17 protein-coding genes, 1 tRNA gene and 1 riboswitch are annotated in these 18,566 nt (G+C 64.5%); of the genes, 9 read left to right on the top strand and 9 right to left on the bottom strand.

Annotation, left to right across the window (positions count from 1 at the left end):
- Positions 1 to 118: 118 nt before the first annotated feature.
- From rfaE1 to cobU, 5 genes are all read right to left on the bottom strand, one after another.
- Complete coding sequence (rfaE1, locus tag J5J83_RS11685) at positions 119 to 1,069, bottom strand: D-glycero-beta-D-manno-heptose-7-phosphate kinase (protein ID WP_212349282.1); 951 nt, start codon at positions 1,067 to 1,069, stop codon at positions 119 to 121.
- Positions 1,070 to 1,170: 101 nt separating this feature from the next.
- A complete protein-coding gene (gene cobC / locus J5J83_RS11680; RefSeq protein WP_212349280.1) occupies positions 1,171 to 1,725 on the bottom strand; it encodes an alpha-ribazole phosphatase family protein in 555 nt (184 codons plus the stop codon).
- Positions 1,710 to 2,480 carry an adenosylcobinamide-GDP ribazoletransferase gene (locus J5J83_RS11675; protein WP_212349278.1) on the bottom strand — a complete coding sequence of 257 codons (771 nt, stop codon included), beginning with the start codon at positions 2,478 to 2,480 and terminating at the stop codon, positions 1,710 to 1,712. Before J5J83_RS11675 ends, cobC begins: the two co-directional genes overlap by 16 nt.
- A 6-nt stretch (positions 2,481 to 2,486) precedes the next feature.
- Positions 2,487 to 3,524 (bottom strand): nicotinate-nucleotide--dimethylbenzimidazole phosphoribosyltransferase, encoded by a 1,038-nt coding sequence (gene cobT / locus J5J83_RS11670; RefSeq protein WP_212349276.1) that lies wholly within the window; start codon positions 3,522 to 3,524, stop codon positions 2,487 to 2,489.
- A gap of 52 nt (positions 3,525 to 3,576) precedes the next feature.
- Positions 3,577 to 4,125 (bottom strand): bifunctional adenosylcobinamide kinase/adenosylcobinamide-phosphate guanylyltransferase, encoded by a 549-nt coding sequence (cobU, locus tag J5J83_RS11665; protein WP_212349274.1) that lies wholly within the window; start codon positions 4,123 to 4,125, stop codon positions 3,577 to 3,579.
- A 69-nt stretch (positions 4,126 to 4,194) separates the two neighbouring features.
- A riboswitch (cobalamin riboswitch) is annotated at positions 4,195 to 4,431 on the top strand.
- A 127-nt stretch (positions 4,432 to 4,558) separates the two neighbouring features.
- On the opposite strand from cobU, the gene J5J83_RS11660 reads away from it, so the two are divergent.
- From J5J83_RS11660 to J5J83_RS11640, 5 genes are all read left to right on the top strand, one after another.
- The gene (locus J5J83_RS11660; protein WP_212349272.1) at positions 4,559 to 6,406 is read left to right on the top strand and encodes a TonB-dependent receptor; all 1,848 of its coding nucleotides are present in this window, start codon (positions 4,559 to 4,561) and stop codon (positions 6,404 to 6,406) included.
- A 45-nt stretch (positions 6,407 to 6,451) separates the two neighbouring features.
- Positions 6,452 to 7,432 carry an iron ABC transporter permease gene (locus J5J83_RS11655; RefSeq protein WP_212353047.1) on the top strand — a complete coding sequence of 327 codons (981 nt, stop codon included), beginning with the start codon at positions 6,452 to 6,454 and terminating at the stop codon, positions 7,430 to 7,432.
- 1 nt (position 7,433) lies between these two features.
- Positions 7,434 to 8,234, top strand: a complete 801-nt coding sequence (locus tag J5J83_RS11650; RefSeq protein ID WP_212353045.1) for an ABC transporter ATP-binding protein — start codon at positions 7,434 to 7,436, stop codon at positions 8,232 to 8,234.
- Between the two features lie 65 nt (positions 8,235 to 8,299).
- Positions 8,300 to 9,157: a uroporphyrinogen-III C-methyltransferase gene (gene cobA, locus J5J83_RS11645; RefSeq protein ID WP_212349270.1), complete on the top strand. Its 858-nt coding sequence runs from the start codon at positions 8,300 to 8,302 to the stop codon at positions 9,155 to 9,157.
- Positions 9,158 to 9,162: 5 nt separating this feature from the next.
- The gene (locus tag J5J83_RS11640; protein WP_212353042.1) at positions 9,163 to 10,473 is read left to right on the top strand and encodes a cobyrinate a,c-diamide synthase; all 1,311 of its coding nucleotides are present in this window, start codon (positions 9,163 to 9,165) and stop codon (positions 10,471 to 10,473) included.
- Positions 10,474 to 10,552: 79 nt separating this feature from the next.
- Here the strand turns inward: J5J83_RS11640 and J5J83_RS11635 are convergent.
- The 4 genes from J5J83_RS11635 to J5J83_RS11620 all read right to left on the bottom strand — a co-directional run bounded on the left by J5J83_RS11635 (position 10,553) and on the right by J5J83_RS11620 (position 13,203).
- Positions 10,553 to 10,626: transfer RNA gene (locus J5J83_RS11635), tRNA-Gly, on the bottom strand.
- Positions 10,627 to 10,765: 139 nt separating this feature from the next.
- Positions 10,766 to 12,496 (bottom strand): phosphoenolpyruvate--protein phosphotransferase, encoded by a 1,731-nt coding sequence (gene ptsP, locus J5J83_RS11630; protein WP_212349268.1) that lies wholly within the window; start codon positions 12,494 to 12,496, stop codon positions 10,766 to 10,768.
- Positions 12,497 to 12,500: 4 nt separating this feature from the next.
- Positions 12,501 to 12,770: an HPr family phosphocarrier protein gene (locus J5J83_RS11625; protein WP_212349266.1), complete on the bottom strand. Its 270-nt coding sequence runs from the start codon at positions 12,768 to 12,770 to the stop codon at positions 12,501 to 12,503.
- A 49-nt stretch (positions 12,771 to 12,819) separates the two neighbouring features.
- A complete protein-coding gene (locus J5J83_RS11620) occupies positions 12,820 to 13,203 on the bottom strand; it encodes a PTS fructose transporter subunit IIA (protein ID WP_212349264.1) in 384 nt (127 codons plus the stop codon).
- A gap of 199 nt (positions 13,204 to 13,402) precedes the next feature.
- Between J5J83_RS11620 and J5J83_RS11615 the strand changes: the two genes are divergently transcribed.
- From J5J83_RS11615 to J5J83_RS23140, 4 genes are all read left to right on the top strand, one after another.
- A complete protein-coding gene (locus J5J83_RS11615) occupies positions 13,403 to 14,437 on the top strand; it encodes an inorganic phosphate transporter (RefSeq protein ID WP_349251886.1) in 1,035 nt (344 codons plus the stop codon).
- Positions 14,438 to 14,446: 9 nt separating this feature from the next.
- On the top strand, positions 14,447 to 15,088 hold the full coding sequence (locus J5J83_RS11610) for a DUF47 family protein (protein WP_212349260.1): 642 nt from the start codon (positions 14,447 to 14,449) through the stop codon (positions 15,086 to 15,088).
- Between the two features lie 151 nt (positions 15,089 to 15,239).
- Entirely contained in the window at positions 15,240 to 15,998 is a 759-nt protein-coding gene (locus tag J5J83_RS11605) for a GAF domain-containing protein (RefSeq protein WP_212349258.1), read from the top strand.
- Positions 15,995 to 18,562, top strand: a complete 2,568-nt coding sequence (locus J5J83_RS23140) for an EAL domain-containing protein (protein ID WP_212349255.1) — start codon at positions 15,995 to 15,997, stop codon at positions 18,560 to 18,562. The genes J5J83_RS11605 and J5J83_RS23140 overlap by 4 nt, the downstream gene beginning before the upstream one ends.
- Positions 18,563 to 18,566: the final 4 nt, after the last annotated feature.

Genomic DNA, 18,566 nt, shown 5'->3' with positions numbered 1-18,566 from the left:
GTACCCGGTACAGACCTGAACTGAAAACGGGGACTTCGGTCCCCGTTTTTGCGTTTACGCCTCGCGTGGCGAGCATCGGACCGGTCTTGTGTGCGAGCACATGGCCGATTCAGCGCGATCAGGGGGGTGAAGCGCGCTCCGATGAGAGTTCAGCGAGGCTTGCCGTCGCCGTCCCGAGCTTGCCGACGACGATTCCCGCAGCAGTATTGGCAAGCCCGGTAGCGTCTGCCATTGACATGCCACAAGCCAGACCGGCGCCCAGTACGGCCACCACGGTGTCTCCCGCGCCGGTGACGTCGAATACGTCTCGCGCGCGTGTGGGCAGATCGAGCGGCAGCACGCCTTTCTGCAGCAGGGTGACGCCGCGCTCCGACCGCGTGATGAGGAGAGCGTCGAGCTCGAGTGCTTCCATCAATGCTTCGCCGCGCGTGCGTAGCGTGGTTTCGTCGGCGCAGTGGCCGACGACGGCCTCGAATTCGGCCATGTTCGGCGTGACCACCGATGCGCCGCGATAGCGGCTGAAATCGGTGCCCTTCGGGTCGACAATGATAGGGATGACTTGCTCCCGTGCCAGTGCAATCAGGTGCGCAACCTGTGCCAGCGTGCCCTTGCCATAGTCTGACAGGACCACCGCGTTCTTGTCATTGAGCGCACCACGGAAGGCCTCTTCGATGCCGGTGGATTCAAGCTTGGCGAAGCTGTCTTCAAAGTCGAGCCGGATCAATTGTTGATGGCGGCTGATGACACGCAGCTTGGTGATGGTTGCGTGCTGGGGGGCTTCCAGCAGGCGACAGCTCACGCCCCCCTGTGCCAGCCGGTCGCCGAGCAGTCGCGCTGCATCGTCGCGCCCGACCAGTCCGATCAATTCGGTGCGGACACCGAGCGAGGCGGCATTGAGTGCCACGTTTCCCGCGCCGCCGGCACGGAATTCGTCTCCTTCGACCTTGACGATCGGTACTGGTGCCTCGGGTGAGATGCGGGTCGTGGAGCCGTGCCAGTAACGGTCGAGCATGACATCGCCGGCAACGAGCAGATGGCCGGTGGAAAAATCGGGCAGGGGGGTCAGCATTCGGCGTCAGGCGGGACGTTGGAAAGGCGCCGATTATCCCATGAAGGCCGAGGAAGGACGAAGGGACGTCAAAGACCCGCGGATGTGCCTGGGTCGCAGGCTCAGCGGTTGAACCACTTCAGCGTCGTGCCCCATGCTTCGAGGTCTATCCTGGTCGATTTGCCACAGGCGAAATCGAGTCCGAGCCAGCGGTCGGCAGGCAAGCCCAGCAGGTGGCCGGCGATCGCCCGCAGCGGTCCGCCGTGTGCGACCACGACCAGCGGCTGCTCCGCCGATGCCGCCCGGGTGGTTTCATCGAGCCAGTGCAGCACGCGCGCGCTCATGTCGCGGGCCGATTCGCCGTTCGGGGCGGCAAAACCGAGGGGGTCGTCTGCCCAGGCGTCGATTGCCCGGCCAAGATCGTCGAAACGTCGCCCCTCCCAGTCGCCGAAGTTCATTTCCTGCAGGCGGGGGTCAATCTGTGGCGAGCCCAGCGCCTCGGCCAACAGGCGCGCGCGGCGCAGCGGGCTGGTGTGGAGGGCAAACCGTGGTGGCAGCAGCGGGCGCAGGCGGTCGGCGACATCGGGAACGGACTCGGCCACATCGAGATCGGTACGACCGTAGCAGATACCCGGTTCGACGTTGGGCCGCGGGTGGCGGATCAGGTGAAGTTCCATGCGATGAGAATGCCTAGATAGCAGGCCAGTTCGCTGACCTGCTGGGTTGCGCCGAGCAGGTCGCCGGTGTAGCCGCCCAGGCGGCGCAGAAACATGCGCGCGGCCCATGCAGTTGCCAAGGCACTCGCGGCCAGCGCGCACACGGCTTCGAGTGGCGCGAGCAGCAGCAGGGGCAGCAGGCCGAAGCTGGCGGCAATCAGCAGTTCTGCGCCGTTCAGGCGGCGGGCCAAGGGTTTGGACTTGGCGGTTTCGTCCTCGCGCACATAGGGCAGCAGGTGGATCAGGCTGGTTGAGGCGAGGCGCGACAAGGGGTGCGCGACCAGCAGCGCCAGGGCAACGTCGAGCGCGCTCTGCGCACCCAACTCGAACAGCGCTGCGGCCTTGGCCAGCAACAACAGCAGCATGCCGACGGTGCCATAACTGCCGATGCGCGAATCCTTCATGATCGTCAGCACCTGCGTCTTGTCCCATCCGCCGCCGAGACCGTCGCAGGCGTCGGCCCAGCCGTCTTCGTGGAAGGCGCCGGTGGCGCGAATCGTGACCGCCATCGACAGGATCACGGCCAGCGATGGCGGTAGTACCGTGACGAGCGCGAAATAACTGGTGGCGCCGATGGCACCGACCACCCAGCCCACAAGCGGGAAATAGCGCGCCGCGTGATTGAGGCGCTCGGTGGACCAGGGCACCCAGCCCGGTATCGGCAGGCGGGTGAAAAAGCCGAGCGCAGTAAAGAAGAGCTCAATCTGGTAGCGCATGAAGGTTCAGGTCTGGCCGCTGACGCCGGCCGATTCGAAGCTGGCCATTTCGTCGAGGAAGTTGACCGCAGCCTGCACGAGAGGAAATGCCAGGGCAGCACCGGTGCCTTCGCCAAGTCGCAGGTCCAGTTCCATCAGCGGTTCGACACCGAGGTGTTCGAGCTGAAGCGTGTGGCCCGGCTCCCTGGAGCGGTGGGCGAACACGCAGTAGGGCAGTACGGCCGGCGCCATGGCGTGGGCGACCAGCAGTGCCGCGGTGACGATGAAGCCGTCGATTATCAGCACCATGCCTTTTTCCGCTGCGCCCAGCATTGCACCTGCCATCATCGCGATCTCGAAACCGCCGTATTCGATCAGCGCTGGCATTGGTGTGGTGAGCCGCCCGCCGCGCCCGAGCGCCTGTTCGAGTAGCGCTCGCTTGCGCGCAAGTCCGGCGTCGTCGAGCCCGGTGCCGCGGCCGGTGACGTGCGCAAGATCGCCGCCGGGAACGAGGCAGTGCGTGAGCAGGGAAGCCGATGCCGTGTTGCCGATGCCCATTTCCCCGAAGCCGACGCAATTGCAGCCGTTTGCCGCAAGCGCGTGGGCCAGTTCCCGTCCGCGTGCGAGCGCTGACTCGCACTGTGCCGCTGTCATGGCCGGCTGTTCCAGGTAGTTGGCAGTGCCGGGGCCGATCTTGGCGTCGATTAGGCCCGGCCGTTTGCCGAAATCGTGATTGACACCGGCGTCGATCACCGTCAGCCCCAGCCCCATCTGGCGGCTGAAAACATTGATGGCGGCACCGCCGGCGAGAAAATTCTCCACCATCTGCCAGGTGACATCCTGGGGATAGGCCGAGATGCCTGCACGTGCGGCACCGTGGTCACCGGCAAAAACCATGATGTGCGGCTGCTGCAGCGCAGGGGAATCCGACTGCTGCACCAGGCCGATCTGCAGCGCCAGCGCTTCCAGGCGCCCGAGCGCGCCGCGTGGCTTGGTCTTGGCGTCGATACGCTGCTGCAGTCGGGCGGCCAACGCTTGATCAGGGGTATTGATGGCAAATTTCATGAAGGGTCCGGCGATGGCATGGGGAAGGCGCGGCGGATGTTAGCACGCTCTGTCAGGCGTCCTTGAGCACCAGCGGTAAACCTGCGGCGACGAACACGACGCGTGTGCTCAGGGCGGCAATGGCCTGGTTGAGTCGTCCGGCTTCATCGCGGAACAGTCTGCCCAGCGGATGTTCGGGCACCAATCCGAGCCCGATCTCGTTCGCGACCAGCAGGACCCTGCCAGGCAGTGTTGGAAGCGTCTCGAGCAAGGCGTCGCGCTCGTGGCGGAAGCGAGGCAGCTTACTTGCGTCGTCCGTCGGTCCGAGCGTGTCGACGTCCGCGAGCAGGTTGGTCAGCCACAGCGTGAGGCAATCGACGATCACGAAGCGATCGGCGGCTGCCTCCTGCCGCAGGGCGTTGGCCAGTCTTACCGGCGTTTCGATGGTGCGGAAGTGCGCCGGGCGGTCGGTCTGGTGGCGCCGAATGCGCGCAGCCATCTCTTCGTCGCCCGCCTCCGCGGTGGCGATGACGGTAACGGACAGGCCGCTGTCGAGCGCGCGTCGTTCGGCATGTCGGCTCTTGCCCGAGCGCGCACCGCCGAGGATGAGTTCGCAGGTCATTGGATTTCTTCGCTTGTTGCTGTGCACTGGTGTGGCCGAACACGGTATCATCCGACCCCACTGCCCCGGAAGGGGCAACACGTTCGTGGTGCCCGACGGCGATTCCCGCCACAGGGTTAAACGGGAAACAGGTGCGCGCGCCAAAGTGCGTGCAATGCCTGTGCTGCCCCCGCAACGGTAAGTGAGTTCAACGCGTGTCGACATGCCACTGGGCCCAGCCCGGGAAGGCGACGCGCCGAGTTCGTGCCTCTGGTAGTGCGAACAACTCATGAGCCCGGATACCGGCCCGCGCGTGATTTGGCGGATGTGCCGCGGGGTGGCGGCGACGGGTGCGGTTTGTTTCGCCTCTCTTCGACTTTCTCCCTCAGTGCATTCATGTGTGAATCGACCACGGTATGCGGGGACGCGGGCCGTGGTGCAGGGAGTGTTTCCAGTGAAAATCCAGCTTTCGATGCTCGCGTCGGCGTGCGCGCTCGTCTATCCCCTCATCGGTCAGGCGCAACAGACCGGCCATGCCAATGCAGAACTCGATCAAGTCGTGGTGACCGCAACGCGGCAGCCGGTCATGGCATCCGATGCGCTGGCCAGTGTCGAGGTGATCTCGCGTGACGAGATCACCAAGGCCGGCAATACCAGCCTGGTCGAGCTGCTTTCGGCGCGCTCCGGCATACAGGTGTCCGCCACCGGCGGTGCCGGTTCGAATACCAGCATCTTCATCCGTGGCGCCAATGCCGGACATACGCTGGTGCTGATCGACGGCATGCGTGTCGGCTCCGTCACCAATGGCGCGCCGACGCTGGAGACGATTCCGCTGGCACTCATCGATCATGTCGAGATCCTGCGCGGGCCCGCGAGCGCGCTATACGGTTCCGATGCAATCGGTGGTGTCATCCAGATCTTCACCCGCAAGGGCAAGGAGGGTTACCAGCCGTCGCTGCGCGTCGGTGTCGGGTCGGACAATAGCCGCGAACTCGAGGCGGCGATTGCCGGCGGCGTGGACCGATTGCGTTACAGCCTGGTGGCGGGCCAGGAGCGTACCGACGGGTTCAACGCGCGGCCGAAGTCGACAGCCGGCAGCAACCGCGACGACGACGGCTTTCGCAACGACTACATGAGCGGATCGCTTGCGCTCGGTATCGGCGAGCGCGACGAAGTGGGGGTGTCCGTGCTGCACACGGACGGGCGCAACTGGTACGACGCCGGCGAGGCCTTCGATTCCTCGATCAAGAAACAGACCGACGCCGCCAGTGTGCACCTGCGCAATCAGATCACCCGCGACTGGACCAGTACGCTGAGGCTGGGATACAGCGCGGATGTTTCGCGCATTTCCGCCGACGGCGTGTCGACCTCCAGGTTCGATACCGACCAGACCCAGTTTTCCTGGCAAAACGATGTTGCGCTTGCTGGCGGGTCGCTGCTGGCCGCCTACGAATACCTCGAGCAGGATGTCAGCACGACTGCCGACTATGCGAAGACCAATCGTTCGTCGAACTCGCTCGTGCTCGGTTGGGGCGGGCAGTTCGGTCAGCACAGCGTGCAGTTCAATGCGCGCCATGACGACGATTCGCAGTTCGGGGGCAAGACCACCGGGTCGGCGGCGTATGGCTACCAGTTCCACCCCGAGTGGCGCGTGCACGGCAGCATCGGCACTGCGTTCAAGGCGCCGACCTTCAACGATCTCTACTACCCGCTGGAGTGCTATCCCGGATTCGGCTGCTTCGGCGGCAATCAGGATCTCAAGCCCGAGGATGCGGTCAACCGCGAGATCGGCCTGGTGTGGGAGCATGGCGTTACGGTGGCGCGTGCAACCTATTTCAATAACCGGGTGAAGAACCTCATCGACTGGAGTACAGGCATCGCCGACAACGTCGCCACCGCGACCCTGGAGGGCGTGGAGTTGGGTGTGAGCACGATGGTGTATGGCTATCGCTTGCGCGCGAGCGTTGATTTTCTCGAGGCGAAGGACAAGGATAGCGGTGACTACCTCGGACGGCGGGCAAAGGAAAGCGCCACCTTCGCCATCGATCGCAGCATGGGTGCATGGACCTGGGGTGCGGAGCTGACCGGGCAGGGACGGCGCTTCGACAGGACGACGAATACCGCGGCCAACAAGCTGGGCGGCTATGCCCTGCTTAACGCCTACGTCCACTATGCGGTGGCGCGCGACTGGAGCATGGAGCTGCGTGCAAACAACATCCTCGACAAGGACTACGAGCGCGCCCAGGGCTACGGCACTGCGGGGGCGAATGCCTTTGTCTCGCTGCGCTACGCGCTGCATTGATCGACCGTGGCAGTCGCGGCCGCACGTGACGGCGGGTATCGCCTGATGCCGGTTCGCATCGGGCGGCTCCTCGTCGTCGCTCTCGCGCTGGCGCTTGCGGGGCTGATGGCGCTGGCCTGGGCCTTGCTGGCGGGCAGTGTTCAGGTCGCGCCTGCCGACGTGCTCGCCGCCGTCCTCGGTGGCGACGGCATGGCGGCCAATGTCATACGCGAACTGCGTTTGCCGCGCGCGGTGGCGACTTTCGTCTGTGGCGGCCTGCTGGCGCTGGCGGGCGGGGTGATGCAGGTACTGCTGCGCAATCCGTTGGCCGACCCTTACATACTCGGGGTCTCGGGTGGTGCGGCGGTTGGCGCGCTTGCAGGCATATCGCTGGGGCTCGCGGCGGCGTGGGTGGATGCCGGCGCGTTTGCCGGTGCGCTGGCGGCGATGTTCATGGTGTTCGGACTGGCGCATGGTGACGGCAGCTGGACGCAGACCCGTCTGCTTCTGACCGGGGTTATCGTGGCGGCAGGCTGCGGTGCGGCAGTGACCTTGATGCTTGCGCTGGCGCCCGATACCCGGGTGCAGTCCATGTTGTTCTGGCTGATGGGCGACGCCAGTGGGGCGTCGAGGCCGTGGGCCGCGCTGATCATGCTGCTGGGCGGGCTGGCAGCGGTATTGCCGGTTGCGCGCGATCTCAACGTGCTCGCGCGCGGCGAGTTGAGTGCACGGGCGCTGGGTGTCAATGTCAGGCGTCTTCGCCTCGGACTGTATGTGCTGGCGTCGCTGCTGACCGCGGTGGCCGTCACCCAGGTCGGGTCGGTCGGCTTCGTCGGTCTCGTCGTACCTCACCTGGTGCGGCTCGCACTCGGAAACGACCAGCGCGTCCTGCTGCCGACGGCTGCGGTAGCGGGCGGTATCCTGCTGACCGTCGCCGATACGCTCGCGCGTACGGTGATGGCGCCGCAGCAGTTGCCGGTGGGTGTGCTGACCGCCCTGATCGGGGTGCCGGTGTTCCTGTTCCTGCTTGCGCGCCACCCCCGCTGACATGGACCGCCATGCGCTTCCTGCACGTGCTTCGGTCGCGCCCCTGCTCGAGGCCGAAGGGCTCGCGCTGAAGGTCGGCGAGCGCTGGTTGTGCTGCGAATTCAGCCTCGAGTTGGCGCCGGGCGAATGTCTGGTGCTGCTCGGCCCAAACGGGGCGGGCAAGACCACCTTGCTGCACACGCTGGCCGGACTGCGCGAGCCCAGCGTCGGCGCGGTGCGGCTGGGAGGACTGCCGTACTCAGGGTGGTCGATGCCGGAGGCGGCCCGTTTTCGCGCGGTTCTGCTGCAGCAGCAGCCGGATCACTTCGCCGCATCGGTCATCGAAACGGTGCTGATCGGGCGTCATCCCCATCTCGGCCGCTGGGGCTGGGAGGGGGTCGAAGACGAGCGCATCGCCCGTGCAGCGCTGGCCGACGTCGGTCTGGCGGGATTCGAGCAACGCGACGTTCTGACGCTGTCGGGCGGCGAGCGACAGCGCGTGGCGGTCGCGGCACTGCTCGCGCAGTCGCCACGGCTGTTGCTGCTCGACGAGCCGCTTAACCATCTCGATCTGCGCTATCAGATTGCGGTGCTCGAGTTGTTCCGCAGGATGACGGGCGAGGGGCGTGGCGTGGTCATGGTATTGCACGACATCAACCTGGCGGCCCGCTATGCTGACCATATCATTCTGCTCGACGGGCGTGGCGGTGTCCTGGCGGGTGACCGCGACACGGTGTTGCAGGCGGACTGCCTCAGCCATGCGTTTGGTCATCCCTTGCGCCGTTTCGAGTTTGAAGGTCGTGTGAGTTTTATTCCCGAGTGACTGGCGCGCCCGGGCGAGCGGTGTCCGGAACGGCGCGTTCGCAGAGCGCGGATTGGAGTGGTGAAATGAGTGTGCCTGTGATGGCGGGGGCGCGGCCTGGGCCGCAACCAGGTCATGTCTATCTGGTGGGTGCCGGGCCGGGTGACCCCGAGCTGATGACCCTGCGTGGCGCGCGTCTGGTGCAGGGCGCCGACGTCGTGGTCTATGACAACCTGGTCAGCCCGGCCATCGTCGCACTGGCGCCGGCGGAGGCCGAGCGCATCTACGTCGGCAAAAAGGCGGCGGATCACACCTTGCCGCAGGGCGAGATAAACCGCCTGCTTGTGTCATTGGCCACGGCGGGCAAGCGGGTGGTGCGGCTGAAGGGGGGGGATCCCTTCATCTTCGGTCGTGGCGGCGAGGAGATGGAAGTGCTGGTCGATGCCGGCATCACCGTGGAGGTGGTCCCCGGGGTGACGGCGGCGGCTGGCATTGCCGCTTACGCAGGGATTCCCTTGACACATCGCGACCATGCGCAGTCGGTCATTTTCACGACGGGGTTTCTCAAGGACGGTGCCCTCGATCTCGACTGGCAGATGCTCGCGCGTCCCGGACAGACACTCGTGATCTACATGGGAATTTCGCGGCTGGCCGAAATCTGCGCCCAGCTCGTGGCGCACGGGTTGGCGCCGGACACGCCTGCAGGTGTGATCGAGCGTGGCACGACCGATGCCCAGCGCGTCGTCACCGCCGACCTCGCGACGCTGACAACGGCAGTGCACAGCGCCGGCATACGTCCGCCGGCACTGACGGTGGTGGGCGGGGTAGTCGGGCTGTATCCGAAACTGGCCTGGTTTTCACCCCGAGGCAATGGCGACGCACCGCATCCACCGCATGCCGGCTGTGCGGTGGTTCATCCCACCGTATCGGGTCGTGAGGCGTGAGTGAATTGAGCGCGACAGGTGAGCCGCGCCGCTGCCCGGCGCTACTCGTTGCCGCGCCTGCCTCGGGGCAGGGCAAGACCACCGTGACGGCGGCGCTGGCGCGGATGCATGTCCGTCTTGGCCGCAAGGTCCGGGTATTCAAGTCGGGGCCGGATTTTCTCGACCCGCAGATCCATGCGGTGGCCAGTGGCGTCCCGGTGTACAACATCGATCTCGGCATGTGCGGGGAGGACGACATCGCACGGCGCCTTTATGACGCGGCGGGCGAGGCCGACCTGATCCTGGTCGAAGGCGTGATGGGGCTGTTTGACGGCGCCCCGTCGGCAGCCGATATTGCCTGCCGCTTCGGGCTGCCGGTGATGACTGTCATCGATGCACGCGCGATGGCCCAGACCTTTGGCGCAGTTGCCCATGGGCTGGCGAGCTATCGTCCGCAGCTGCCGTTTGCCGGCGTGCTTGCCAATCAGGTCGGCAGTCCGCGGCACGCCGACATGCTCGCAGCGTCGCTGCCGGCAGGCATGCGCTGGTTTGGCGCAGTCTTGCGGGACGCCGACGGGACTCTGCCCGAGCGCCACCTGGGCTTGATGCAGGCCGCCGAGATCAGCGATCTGGATGCCAGGCTCGATCGTCTCGCCGACAACCTGGCGCGGACGGGCGCGGCGGAATTGCCGCCGGCCGTCACGTTCGACGCCGCGCCGATCACACCCACCCCGCCGCTGCTTGCCGGACACAGGATTGCGGTGGCACGTGATGCGGCCTATGGCTTCATCTATCCGGCCAATCTCGACGCCTTGCGTGCGCTCGGCGCCACGTTGACCTTCTTCTCGCCGCTGGCCGGCGATACCCTGCCTGAATGCGATGCGGTCTGGTTACCGGGTGGCTATCCCGAGCTGCATGGTGCGCAGCTTGCGGCCAATCGCGATTTCTGGGAGGCGCTGCGCGGGCATGTGGATGCCGGGTGGCCGGTGCTGGCCGAGTGCGGCGGCATGATGAGCCTGTTCGAGACTCTGGTCGACAAGGGCGGGCAGCAGCATGCAGTCGGCGGCCTGCTGCCCGGGCGCACCGTCATGCAGCAACGTCTTGCCGCGCTCGGCCTGCAGACGGCGGAATTGCCCGAAGGCCCAGTTCGCGGACACACTTTTCATTATTCGAAGAGCGAAACGCCGTTGCCGCCCTGGGGGCATGCCCGCACGGCGGACGGGCGCCAGGGAGAAGCGATCTATCGCTGCGGCCGGCTGACCGCCTCGTACGTGCATCTGTACTTTCCGTCCCATCCTGCAGCCATCGGACGGCTGTTTGCACGTGGGGGGGGTTGAGCAAGGACGACGCGCGCGTCGTGAAGTGCGAATTCATGGCCGTGCGCTGGACCCGTGCGGATTTTGGAATGACGGGAGCTGGAGCGGGCGAAGGGAGTCGAACCCTCGTCATGAGCTTGGGAAGCTCAGGTAATGCCGTTATACGACGCCCGCTCGGGCGTGGAAAGCCGGAGTGGCTTTCGCAGAACAGGCCAGCATTCTAATGGCGCGCGGCAGGCGGCGCAATGGCGCCGTTGTGTGATCAGACGTCATTGCGCCGGCCGGCGTGTTGCCCCGTGCCGGTGAGAAGGCGTCAGCCGCCTAGGCGCTCGACCGCCTCGCGCACCCGCGCCTGCTCGTCCATCTTCAGTATGCGCTGCACGCGCGGTGCGAGTTCGCCCACGTCGGCGCGCAGGACCTGCTGTTTCACGCCGAGGATGTGTGCCGGATGCATCGAGAAGTTGCGCAGGCCCATGCCGAGAAAAAGCTCCGTATAGGCGGGATCGCCAGCCATCTCACCGCACACCGATACCGGCATGCCGAAGCGTGCGCCGGCCTGGATGGTGCCGCCGATCAGCTTGAGGACGGCAGGATGCAGTGGATCGTAAAGATGGACGACGGCTTCGTCGGAGCGATCGATCGCCAGCGTGTACTGGATCAGGTCGTTGGTGCCGATGGACAGGAAGGACAGGCGGCGAATGAACATGCCCAGCGCCAGTGCGGCAGCGGGGACTTCGATCATGCCGCCAATTGGAATCGCTTCATTGAAGCGCACGTTCTCTGCCCGCAGTTCGGCCTTGGCCTTTTCGATCAACGCCAGGCTCTGGTCGATTTCGTGCGCATGGGCAAGCATGGGGATCATGATCTGCAACTTGCCGTGCGCCGAGGCGCGCAGCAGGGCGCGCAACTGGGTCAGGAACATCTTCGGTTCGGCGAGCGAGTATCTCACCGCACGCAGGCCGAGCGCCGGGTTGGGCTCGACGCGACCGTGGTTGCCGTTGAGGGCCTTGTCGGCGCCGACGTCGAAGGTGCGGATCGTGACCGGTTTGCTCGGCATCGCCTTGAGCACGGCGCGGTAGGCTTCGTACTGCTCGTCTTCGTCCGGCAGGGTGTCGCGGCCGATGAACAGAAACTCGGTCCGGTACAGGCCGACGCCATCGGCGCTGACCGCCTTCACCTGCGGCAAGTCTTTCGGGCCTTCGATGTTGGCGAGCAGATTGACGTCTTCGCCGTCGAGTGTGGTGGCGCGTGTGTCCTTGAGCCGGTTCAGCTTGGAGCGTTCGAGTTCGAGCTCCGAACGCCGCAGGCGGTACTCCTGCACGACGGTCTCATCCGGGCCGACGATGACGACCCCGCGCGTGCCATCCACGATGATGAGTTCGTTGTCCTCGACCAGGTCGCGAATATGGTGCAGGCCGACCACCGCCGGGATCGACAGGCTGCGGGCGACGATGGCGGTGTGGCTCGTGGGGCCGCCGACATCGGTGACGAAGCCGGCGATGTTGTGGTCGCGAAAGCCGATGGTGTCCGCCGGGGACAGGTCATGTGCGACGACGACCGTGCCCAGTCCGTCGCGCCGGCGTGGAGGAAGATGGCCCGGGTGTCCGAGCAGCACCTTCACCAGGCGTTCGACCACTTGCACGATATCGGCCTGTCGTTCGCGCAGGTAGGGGTCCTCGATCTGGCGGAACTGCTCGACCACCAGCTCCATCTGCTGCACGAGCGCCCATTCGGCGTTGCACCGTCGCGATTCGATCAGGCCGCGCGCGGCCTCGATCAGCATCGGATCGGCCAGCATCATCAGCTGCAGGTCGACGAAAGCGCCTACCTCGCTATGCGTCTGTCCCAGTGTTGCCGAGGCCTTGAGCCCGACCAGTTCGCCCTGGACGGTGGCGAATGCTTCGTCGAGGCGCAGGAGTTCGTCCCCGATGTGCTTGGGGGCGACGTGATAGTGATTGACTTCGAGCAGCGCGTGCGACACCAGATGCACATGGCCGATGGCGATGCCCTGCGAGACCGGCAACCCGTGCAGCGTGAAGGCCATGGCGTCATTCCTCTTCGCCGAAGCGGTCGGCGATCAGCTCGAGGATGCGCGCGAACGCTTCATCTGCGTCCTTGCCCGAGGTTTCGACGCTGATCGTCGAGCCCCGCGCGGCGGCCAGCATCATGACGCCCATGATGCTCTTCGCGTTCACCCGGCGACCATTGCGCTCGAGCCAGATGTCGGCGCCGAAACTGCTTGCAAGTTGCGTGAGCTTGGCCGAAGCGCGCGCGTGCAGTCCGAGCTTGTTGATGATTTCTACGTCCGCTTTGGGCATCTTGTGTCTCGTTCGATTTCTTGTAGTGATCAGGAAAATCCGGATTCGATTACTTAATTTGCATTACGCCGTCGCAGCCGCCCGATATCGCGCGGCTGATCAGGGTTGCCATGTCCCGTTCTCGATAGGTCAGTACGCGCAACAGCATCGGCAGATTGACGCCCGCAATCCCTTCGATGACACCGGGCTTGAGCAGCTTGGTGGCGATGTTCGCCGGGGTTGCGCCATAAATGTCGGTCAGCACGAGCACGCCGTGGCCGCTATCGGTCCAAGCGAGCATCTGACGCGCGACCGGCAGCAGGTCGAGCGGGTCGTCCTGTGCCGAAACGCCCATCTGGGCGATCAGAGGCGGGCGCTTGTTGAGCACATGGCAGGCACATTGGATGAGAGCTTCGCCCAAGGTGCCGTGCGTCACCAGAAAGATCCCGATCATGTCGCATCCCGTTTAATCAGACCTCATTCTATCCGAGACCGTGGATCGTGAGCCTGTGCAGTGACGCTCGCTCATGCCTTGCCATGAGCATCCGTTCGCAGGCGCGTGCGCACCGGTCATGGCGCGCTGCGGCATGCTTTCGTGTCGCCATCCGCCTATGATCGACGACACATGAGTTCGTATGCGGGAGCGCTGCAGGGTGGATCCGATTCTGGCGATTACCGTGATTGCGGTCGTGATCGTGCTGGTGTTCGACTACACGAACGGCTTTCACGACGCGGCGAATGTGGTTGCGACGGTCATCGCGTCGCGCGCGATGACGCCTGCCCAGGCGGTATCCGTGGTTGCGGTGTTCGAGTTTCTGGGGCCGCTTCTGGGCGGGACGGCGGTGGCAAATACCATTGGCGGGTTTGTCGATCTCACAGGGGTGCCTGAGCGATTGTCGCTGGGTGTGGTGCTGTCAGGCTTGATCGGCGCGATCGCGTGGAATCTGCTGACATGGTGGAAGGGCATTCCGTCCTCTTCGTCGCACGCGCTGGTGGGCGGCCTGATCGGGGCAGTGGTGAGTTCTGCAGGGGCGGATCATGTGGTCTGGGGCTTCGCGGCACTCGCACAGGGGCACCTGTCGGGCGTGTGCAAGGTGTTGCTGGCGCTCGTGCTATCGCCATTGCTCGGCTTTGCGGTGGGTTTCCTGATCCATCGTGTCCTGACCCTGCTGTTCCGGGGAGCAAGGCCTTCGCTCAACAACCGGTTGCGGCTGGCGCAATATGTGACGACGGCGGGGCTGGCGTTTTCGCACGGCGCCAATGACGGGCAAAAGAGCATGGGTATTCTTACCCTGGTGCTGCTGCTGGGGGGCTTCATACCGGCTTTCGAAGTGCCGTTCTGGGTCATGCTGGCCTGTGCCTTGGCAATGACGGCGGGGATCCTAACCGGGGGGTGGCGTATCGTGCGCACGCTCGGTTTCGCGGTTTACCGTGTGCGCCCGCTGCACGCGCTCGATTCCCAGTTGACGTCCGCCGCGGTGATTCTTTCCGCCTCGCTGGCGGGGGCGCCAGTGTCGACCAGTCATGTGGTGGCCAGTTCGATCATGGGCATCGGCGCATCCGAACGTCCGCGCAACGTGCGCTGGGGCAAGGCAGGTGAGATCGCAGCAACCTGGATCATCACCATCCCCGCGGCAGCGGCGGCGGGCGCGCTCGCGCTGCTCGTCCTGCGCCCCTTTCTGCGATGAGGTCAGTTCATGACTGAAGCCACACGTTCCATCGTTTTTCGCGTGCTCGACCGGATCTTCCCCAAGGCCCCGGACTTCCACCGCCTGCTGACCGAGCAGGCCTTGCAGGTCGTGCACACCGTAAGCCTGCTGGTGGATTTCATGGAGCATGCGGACCCGGCCATCGCCAAGCAGATCAAGGCCGATGAGCATGCGGCTGATCGCCTCAAGATCCACAATCTGCATACCTTGAACGAGGCCTTTTCCACGCCATTCGACCGTGAGGACATTTACCGCGCCATTATGGATTTGGACGAGGTCGTGAATTACTGCAAGAGCACGGTCAACGAGATGGATGTGCTTGGTGTCGGGCCTGACATGTATACGACCGAGATGGCGCGCTTGCTGCTGCAGGGCGTGAAGGCACTGGCGACCGGTTTCTCGCTGCTGGCGAGTCAACCCGTGCGCAGCGCCGATAGCGCCGACACCGGGCGCAAGGCCGAACGCAGGGTAGAAAAGCTCTATCGCAAGGCCTTGGCCGATCTGTTCCAGGGGGACGACTACCTGAACATGTTCAAGCGCCGCGAGATCTACCGTCATCTTTCGAATGCGGCGGACCGGATGGCGCACTGTGCCAACACGCTGCACGACATCGTCGTCAAGGCCTGCTGAGCGCCAACGAGGGCGTTGACATCGTTGGCATTCCTGCACATTACCCAATGCACCGAAGGTGCACGCTTTTCGGGCATCATCGGGGTGTCGTGAGCGACAGGCAAGGGCGCTGTCTCCACGTGAGGCAAATGGCTGGGATGCAGGATCTTCAATGACTGATCAGGACAACGGAAAATGGATGCTCGAGTTGGCGAACAATGTGCTCGAGCGCATTGCACGCAGCGAACCCTTGCAGGAGACGTTGACACATGTGGTGGTTGAACTCGAAGCGCTGAACCCGGACATGGTGTGCTCGATCCTCTTGCTGGATGAGGCCGGGACGCATCTTGGCCTGGGGGCAGGGCCAAGTGTGCCAAAGGCCTTTTCGCAGGCGATTGATGGCGTGGCTATCGGTCCGGGAGTCGGCTCCTGCGGAACGGCGGCTTTTACCGGCCAGGAGGTCTCTGTCGTTGATATCTCCTCCGATCCGCTATGGAAGGACTACGCTGCGTTGGCGCTGGAGAATGGCCTGCAGGCGTGCTGGTCGTCGCCGCTTCTTTCGTCGGCGCGGCGTGTTCTCGGCACCTTTGCCGTCTATTACCGGACGCCGCGCACGGCTACCAAATCCGAGCGTGAGCAGATTGCCAGCGTGACCAATCTGGTGGCGATAGCGATCGAACGTGATCGAGAATCCGCCAGTCTGGCCGCCAGCCTTGCAGAATTGAAGCGATGGTATGAGGCGACATTGGGGCGCGAGTCCCGAGTGCTGGAGCTGAAGAAGGAGGTCAATGCCTTGCTTGCCCGACTGGGGGAGTCGCCGCGCTACCTGAATGCAGGTGATGACGAAGGTTCCGCGACCCCGAAGAGCGATCACCTGTCCATTGCGGCCATTGTGCGGGCAGACGGCAGAGACAGCCGGGGGGAAGCATGAACTCCAGCGAGTCGGGCAGGGTCTTCAACGCCGTCGTCGAGCAGTCGCTGGCGGGCATCTATGTGATCCAGGACAACAGGTTTCGCTATGTAAATCCGGCCTTTGCGGCCATGTTCGGCTATGACCGACCGGAGGCGCTGATCGATCGCGTGCCGGTGTCCGAGTTGGTGACGGTGGAACAGCGTGAGCTGGTGGCATCCAACATTCGCCAGCGCCTTGAGGGCGCACAGGACGAGATTCGATACATCTTTCGCGGTCTGAGGCGGGATGGCGGCACGCTTGAGGTCGAGGTCCATGGACGCGCTGCAAGCTATGAGGGGCGACCGGCCATTGCCGGCGTGTGTCTCGACGTCACCGAGCGCGTGCGCGCTGAGGAGCTGGCGCGGAGTATTCAGGCGGAGCTGGCGCATCTGCTGGACGAAGCAAAACTGTCCCGGCGGGTGTTACTCAGCGTACTCGAGGATCAGCGTGCCGCCGAGGCGAAGATCCTCGAGCTCAATGCCAGCCTGGAGCAGCGCCTGCGTTATCAGCAGGCACTGATCGACAATTTCCCCTTCATGGTATGGCTGAAGGATCGCGATAGCCGTTTTCTCACCGTTAACCGCCGGTTTGCCGAGGCGTGTGCGCAGTCGGCACCCGACGGCATCAAGGGGTGCTGCGACCACGACTTGTGGCCGGATGCGGTGGCGTCGCAGTTCGTCGCCGATGACCGCCGCGCCATCGAGAGTGATCAGGGCTATTCGGTCGAAGAGGAATTGAAGTTGCACGGCGAGCCGCGCTGGTTCGAAACCTACCGGGCGCCGGTGCGTGGTGAAGATGGTGAACTGCTGGGAACGGTCGGTTTTTCGCGTGATATCTCGGACCGGCGCAAGATAGAGCGCGAGTTGCGCTTCGCCGAGCGCGTCTTTCAGAGCACGACCGAAGGTATCCTGGTGACCGATGCGGCGGGCAATATCCTCGCCGTCAATCCGGCGTTCGAGACCATCACCGGCTATCGGAGAGAAGAGGCCATCGGTCGCAATCCGCGTCTGTTGAAGTCGGGGCGACATGATGAAGCCTTCTACAGGGACATCTGGCGCAGTGTGAATTCGCTGGGGCAGTGGCGTGGCGAATTGTGGAACCGGCGCAAGTCCGGCGAGGTGTACCCTGAGTGGCTGACCATCAGCGTGGTCAGGGACCAGGCGGATGTAATCACGCATTACGTGGCGGTTTTCAGCGATATCTCGACCTTGAAGTTTGCGCAGGAAAGAATTGATTTTCTGGCGTACCACGATTCTCTGACACGCCTGCCCAACCGGATTCTGCTGCGAGACCGACTCGAGCATGCCCTGGATCGCGCACGGCGCGAACGTGGCGCACTGGCGTTGATGTTCTTCGACCTCGATCGCTTCAAGAGTGTCAATGACACGCTCGGGCATACGGTTGGTGACGAACTGCTGATCGAGGTGGCCAGGCAGATCGGCGATTTGGTGCGCTCCAGCGATACCCTCGCGCGACTGGGCGGCGATGAGTTTGTGCTGCTGATCGAGGATGAGACCGACGTGAGCCAGGTCGCCGCCGTCGCGCGCAAGATGCTCGACGTGTTTGCCAGGCCACGGTCGATTGCCGGCCATGAGCTGACGGTGACGACGAGCGTTGGTATTGCGCTCTATCCGGACGACGGTGAAGACGTCGACACCTTGCTCAAGCATGCGGATCTGGCCATGTACGAGGCGAAATCGCAGGGGCGCAACAACTACCAGTTCTTTTCACCGAAGCTCACTGCCGGGGCCTTCGAGCGTCTGGTCATGGAGAATGCCCTGCGCGGCGCGGTGGTGCGTAACGAGCTGGTGCTCCATTACCAGCCGCAGATCGATCTGGCAACCGGCACGCTGACCGGCGTCGAAGCCTTGGTGCGCTGGCAGCATCCGGATCTCGGGCTGGTTTCACCTGGGCAGTTCATTTCACTGGCCGAAGAGACTGGCATTATCGTCGACATCGGCGCTTGGGTCTTGAACGAGGCGTGCCGGCAAATGGCGGCCTGGGATGCCGCCGGGTTCAATGTGCCTCTGGTCGCGGTCAATTTGTCGGCGCGACAGATCGACCGCGACCAGATCGTCAGCGCCACGGCCGATGCCCTCGTGAACGCCGGGCTCGGGGCCGATCGACTGGAGCTGGAGGTGACCGAATCGATGATCATGCGGGAGCCGGAGCAGGCGCTCGGTGTGCTCGGCGGGCTTCGCGTGCTGGGCGTCGCGCTCGCCATCGACGATTTCGGTACCGGCTATTCAAGTCTGGCCTATCTCAGGCGTCTGCCGCTGGACAGACTCAAGATCGATCAATCCTTCGTGCACGACATCGGCCGCGATCCGAACGGTGAGGCCATCATCCGCGCCGTGATTGCACTGGCCCGCAGCCTCGGGCTCCGGACCGTCGCAGAAGGGATCGAGACACAGGTCCAGGCCGATTTCCTCGGCGCCGAAGCTTGCGATATCGGTCAGGGCTATCTGTACGACAAACCCCTGCCAGCCACGGACCTGCAAGCCGCTTGGGCGAGCGGCCGGAAGGCGGGCGCGGTGCGTTGAGCGT

The organism is Azoarcus sp. L1K30 (assembly GCF_018122735.1).
Taxonomy (GTDB): Bacteria; Pseudomonadota; Gammaproteobacteria; order Burkholderiales; family Rhodocyclaceae; genus Parazoarcus.
The sequence above is the reverse complement of the archived record's forward strand: the minus strand, read 5'-3'. Positions and strand labels throughout refer to the sequence as shown.

Excerpts from the sequence above, each read along its gene's own strand:
- rfaE1 (WP_212349282.1), bottom strand. The coding sequence starts at position 1,069 with ATGCTGACCCCCCTGCCCGATTTTTCCACCGGCCATCTGCTCGTTGCC.
- cobC (WP_212349280.1), bottom strand. The coding sequence starts at position 1,725 with ATGGAACTTCACCTGATCCGCCACCCGCGGCCCAACGTCGAACCGGGT.
- J5J83_RS11675 (WP_212349278.1), bottom strand. The coding sequence starts at position 2,480 with ATGCGCTACCAGATTGAGCTCTTCTTTACTGCGCTCGGCTTTTTCACC.
- cobT (WP_212349276.1), bottom strand. The coding sequence starts at position 3,524 with ATGAAATTTGCCATCAATACCCCTGATCAAGCGTTGGCCGCCCGACTG.
- cobU (WP_212349274.1), bottom strand. The coding sequence starts at position 4,125 with ATGACCTGCGAACTCATCCTCGGCGGTGCGCGCTCGGGCAAGAGCCGA.
- J5J83_RS11655 (WP_212353047.1), top strand. The coding sequence starts at position 6,452 with ATGCCGGTTCGCATCGGGCGGCTCCTCGTCGTCGCTCTCGCGCTGGCG.
- J5J83_RS11650 (WP_212353045.1), top strand. The coding sequence starts at position 7,434 with ATGGACCGCCATGCGCTTCCTGCACGTGCTTCGGTCGCGCCCCTGCTC.
- cobA (WP_212349270.1), top strand. The coding sequence starts at position 8,300 with ATGAGTGTGCCTGTGATGGCGGGGGCGCGGCCTGGGCCGCAACCAGGT.
- ptsP (WP_212349268.1), bottom strand. The coding sequence starts at position 12,496 with ATGGCCTTCACGCTGCACGGGTTGCCGGTCTCGCAGGGCATCGCCATC.
- J5J83_RS11625 (WP_212349266.1), bottom strand. The coding sequence starts at position 12,770 with ATGCCCAAAGCGGACGTAGAAATCATCAACAAGCTCGGACTGCACGCG.
- J5J83_RS11620 (WP_212349264.1), bottom strand. The coding sequence starts at position 13,203 with ATGATCGGGATCTTTCTGGTGACGCACGGCACCTTGGGCGAAGCTCTC.
- J5J83_RS11610 (WP_212349260.1), top strand. The coding sequence starts at position 14,447 with ATGACTGAAGCCACACGTTCCATCGTTTTTCGCGTGCTCGACCGGATC.
- J5J83_RS11605 (WP_212349258.1), top strand. The coding sequence starts at position 15,240 with ATGACTGATCAGGACAACGGAAAATGGATGCTCGAGTTGGCGAACAAT.
- J5J83_RS23140 (WP_212349255.1), top strand. The coding sequence starts at position 15,995 with ATGAACTCCAGCGAGTCGGGCAGGGTCTTCAACGCCGTCGTCGAGCAG.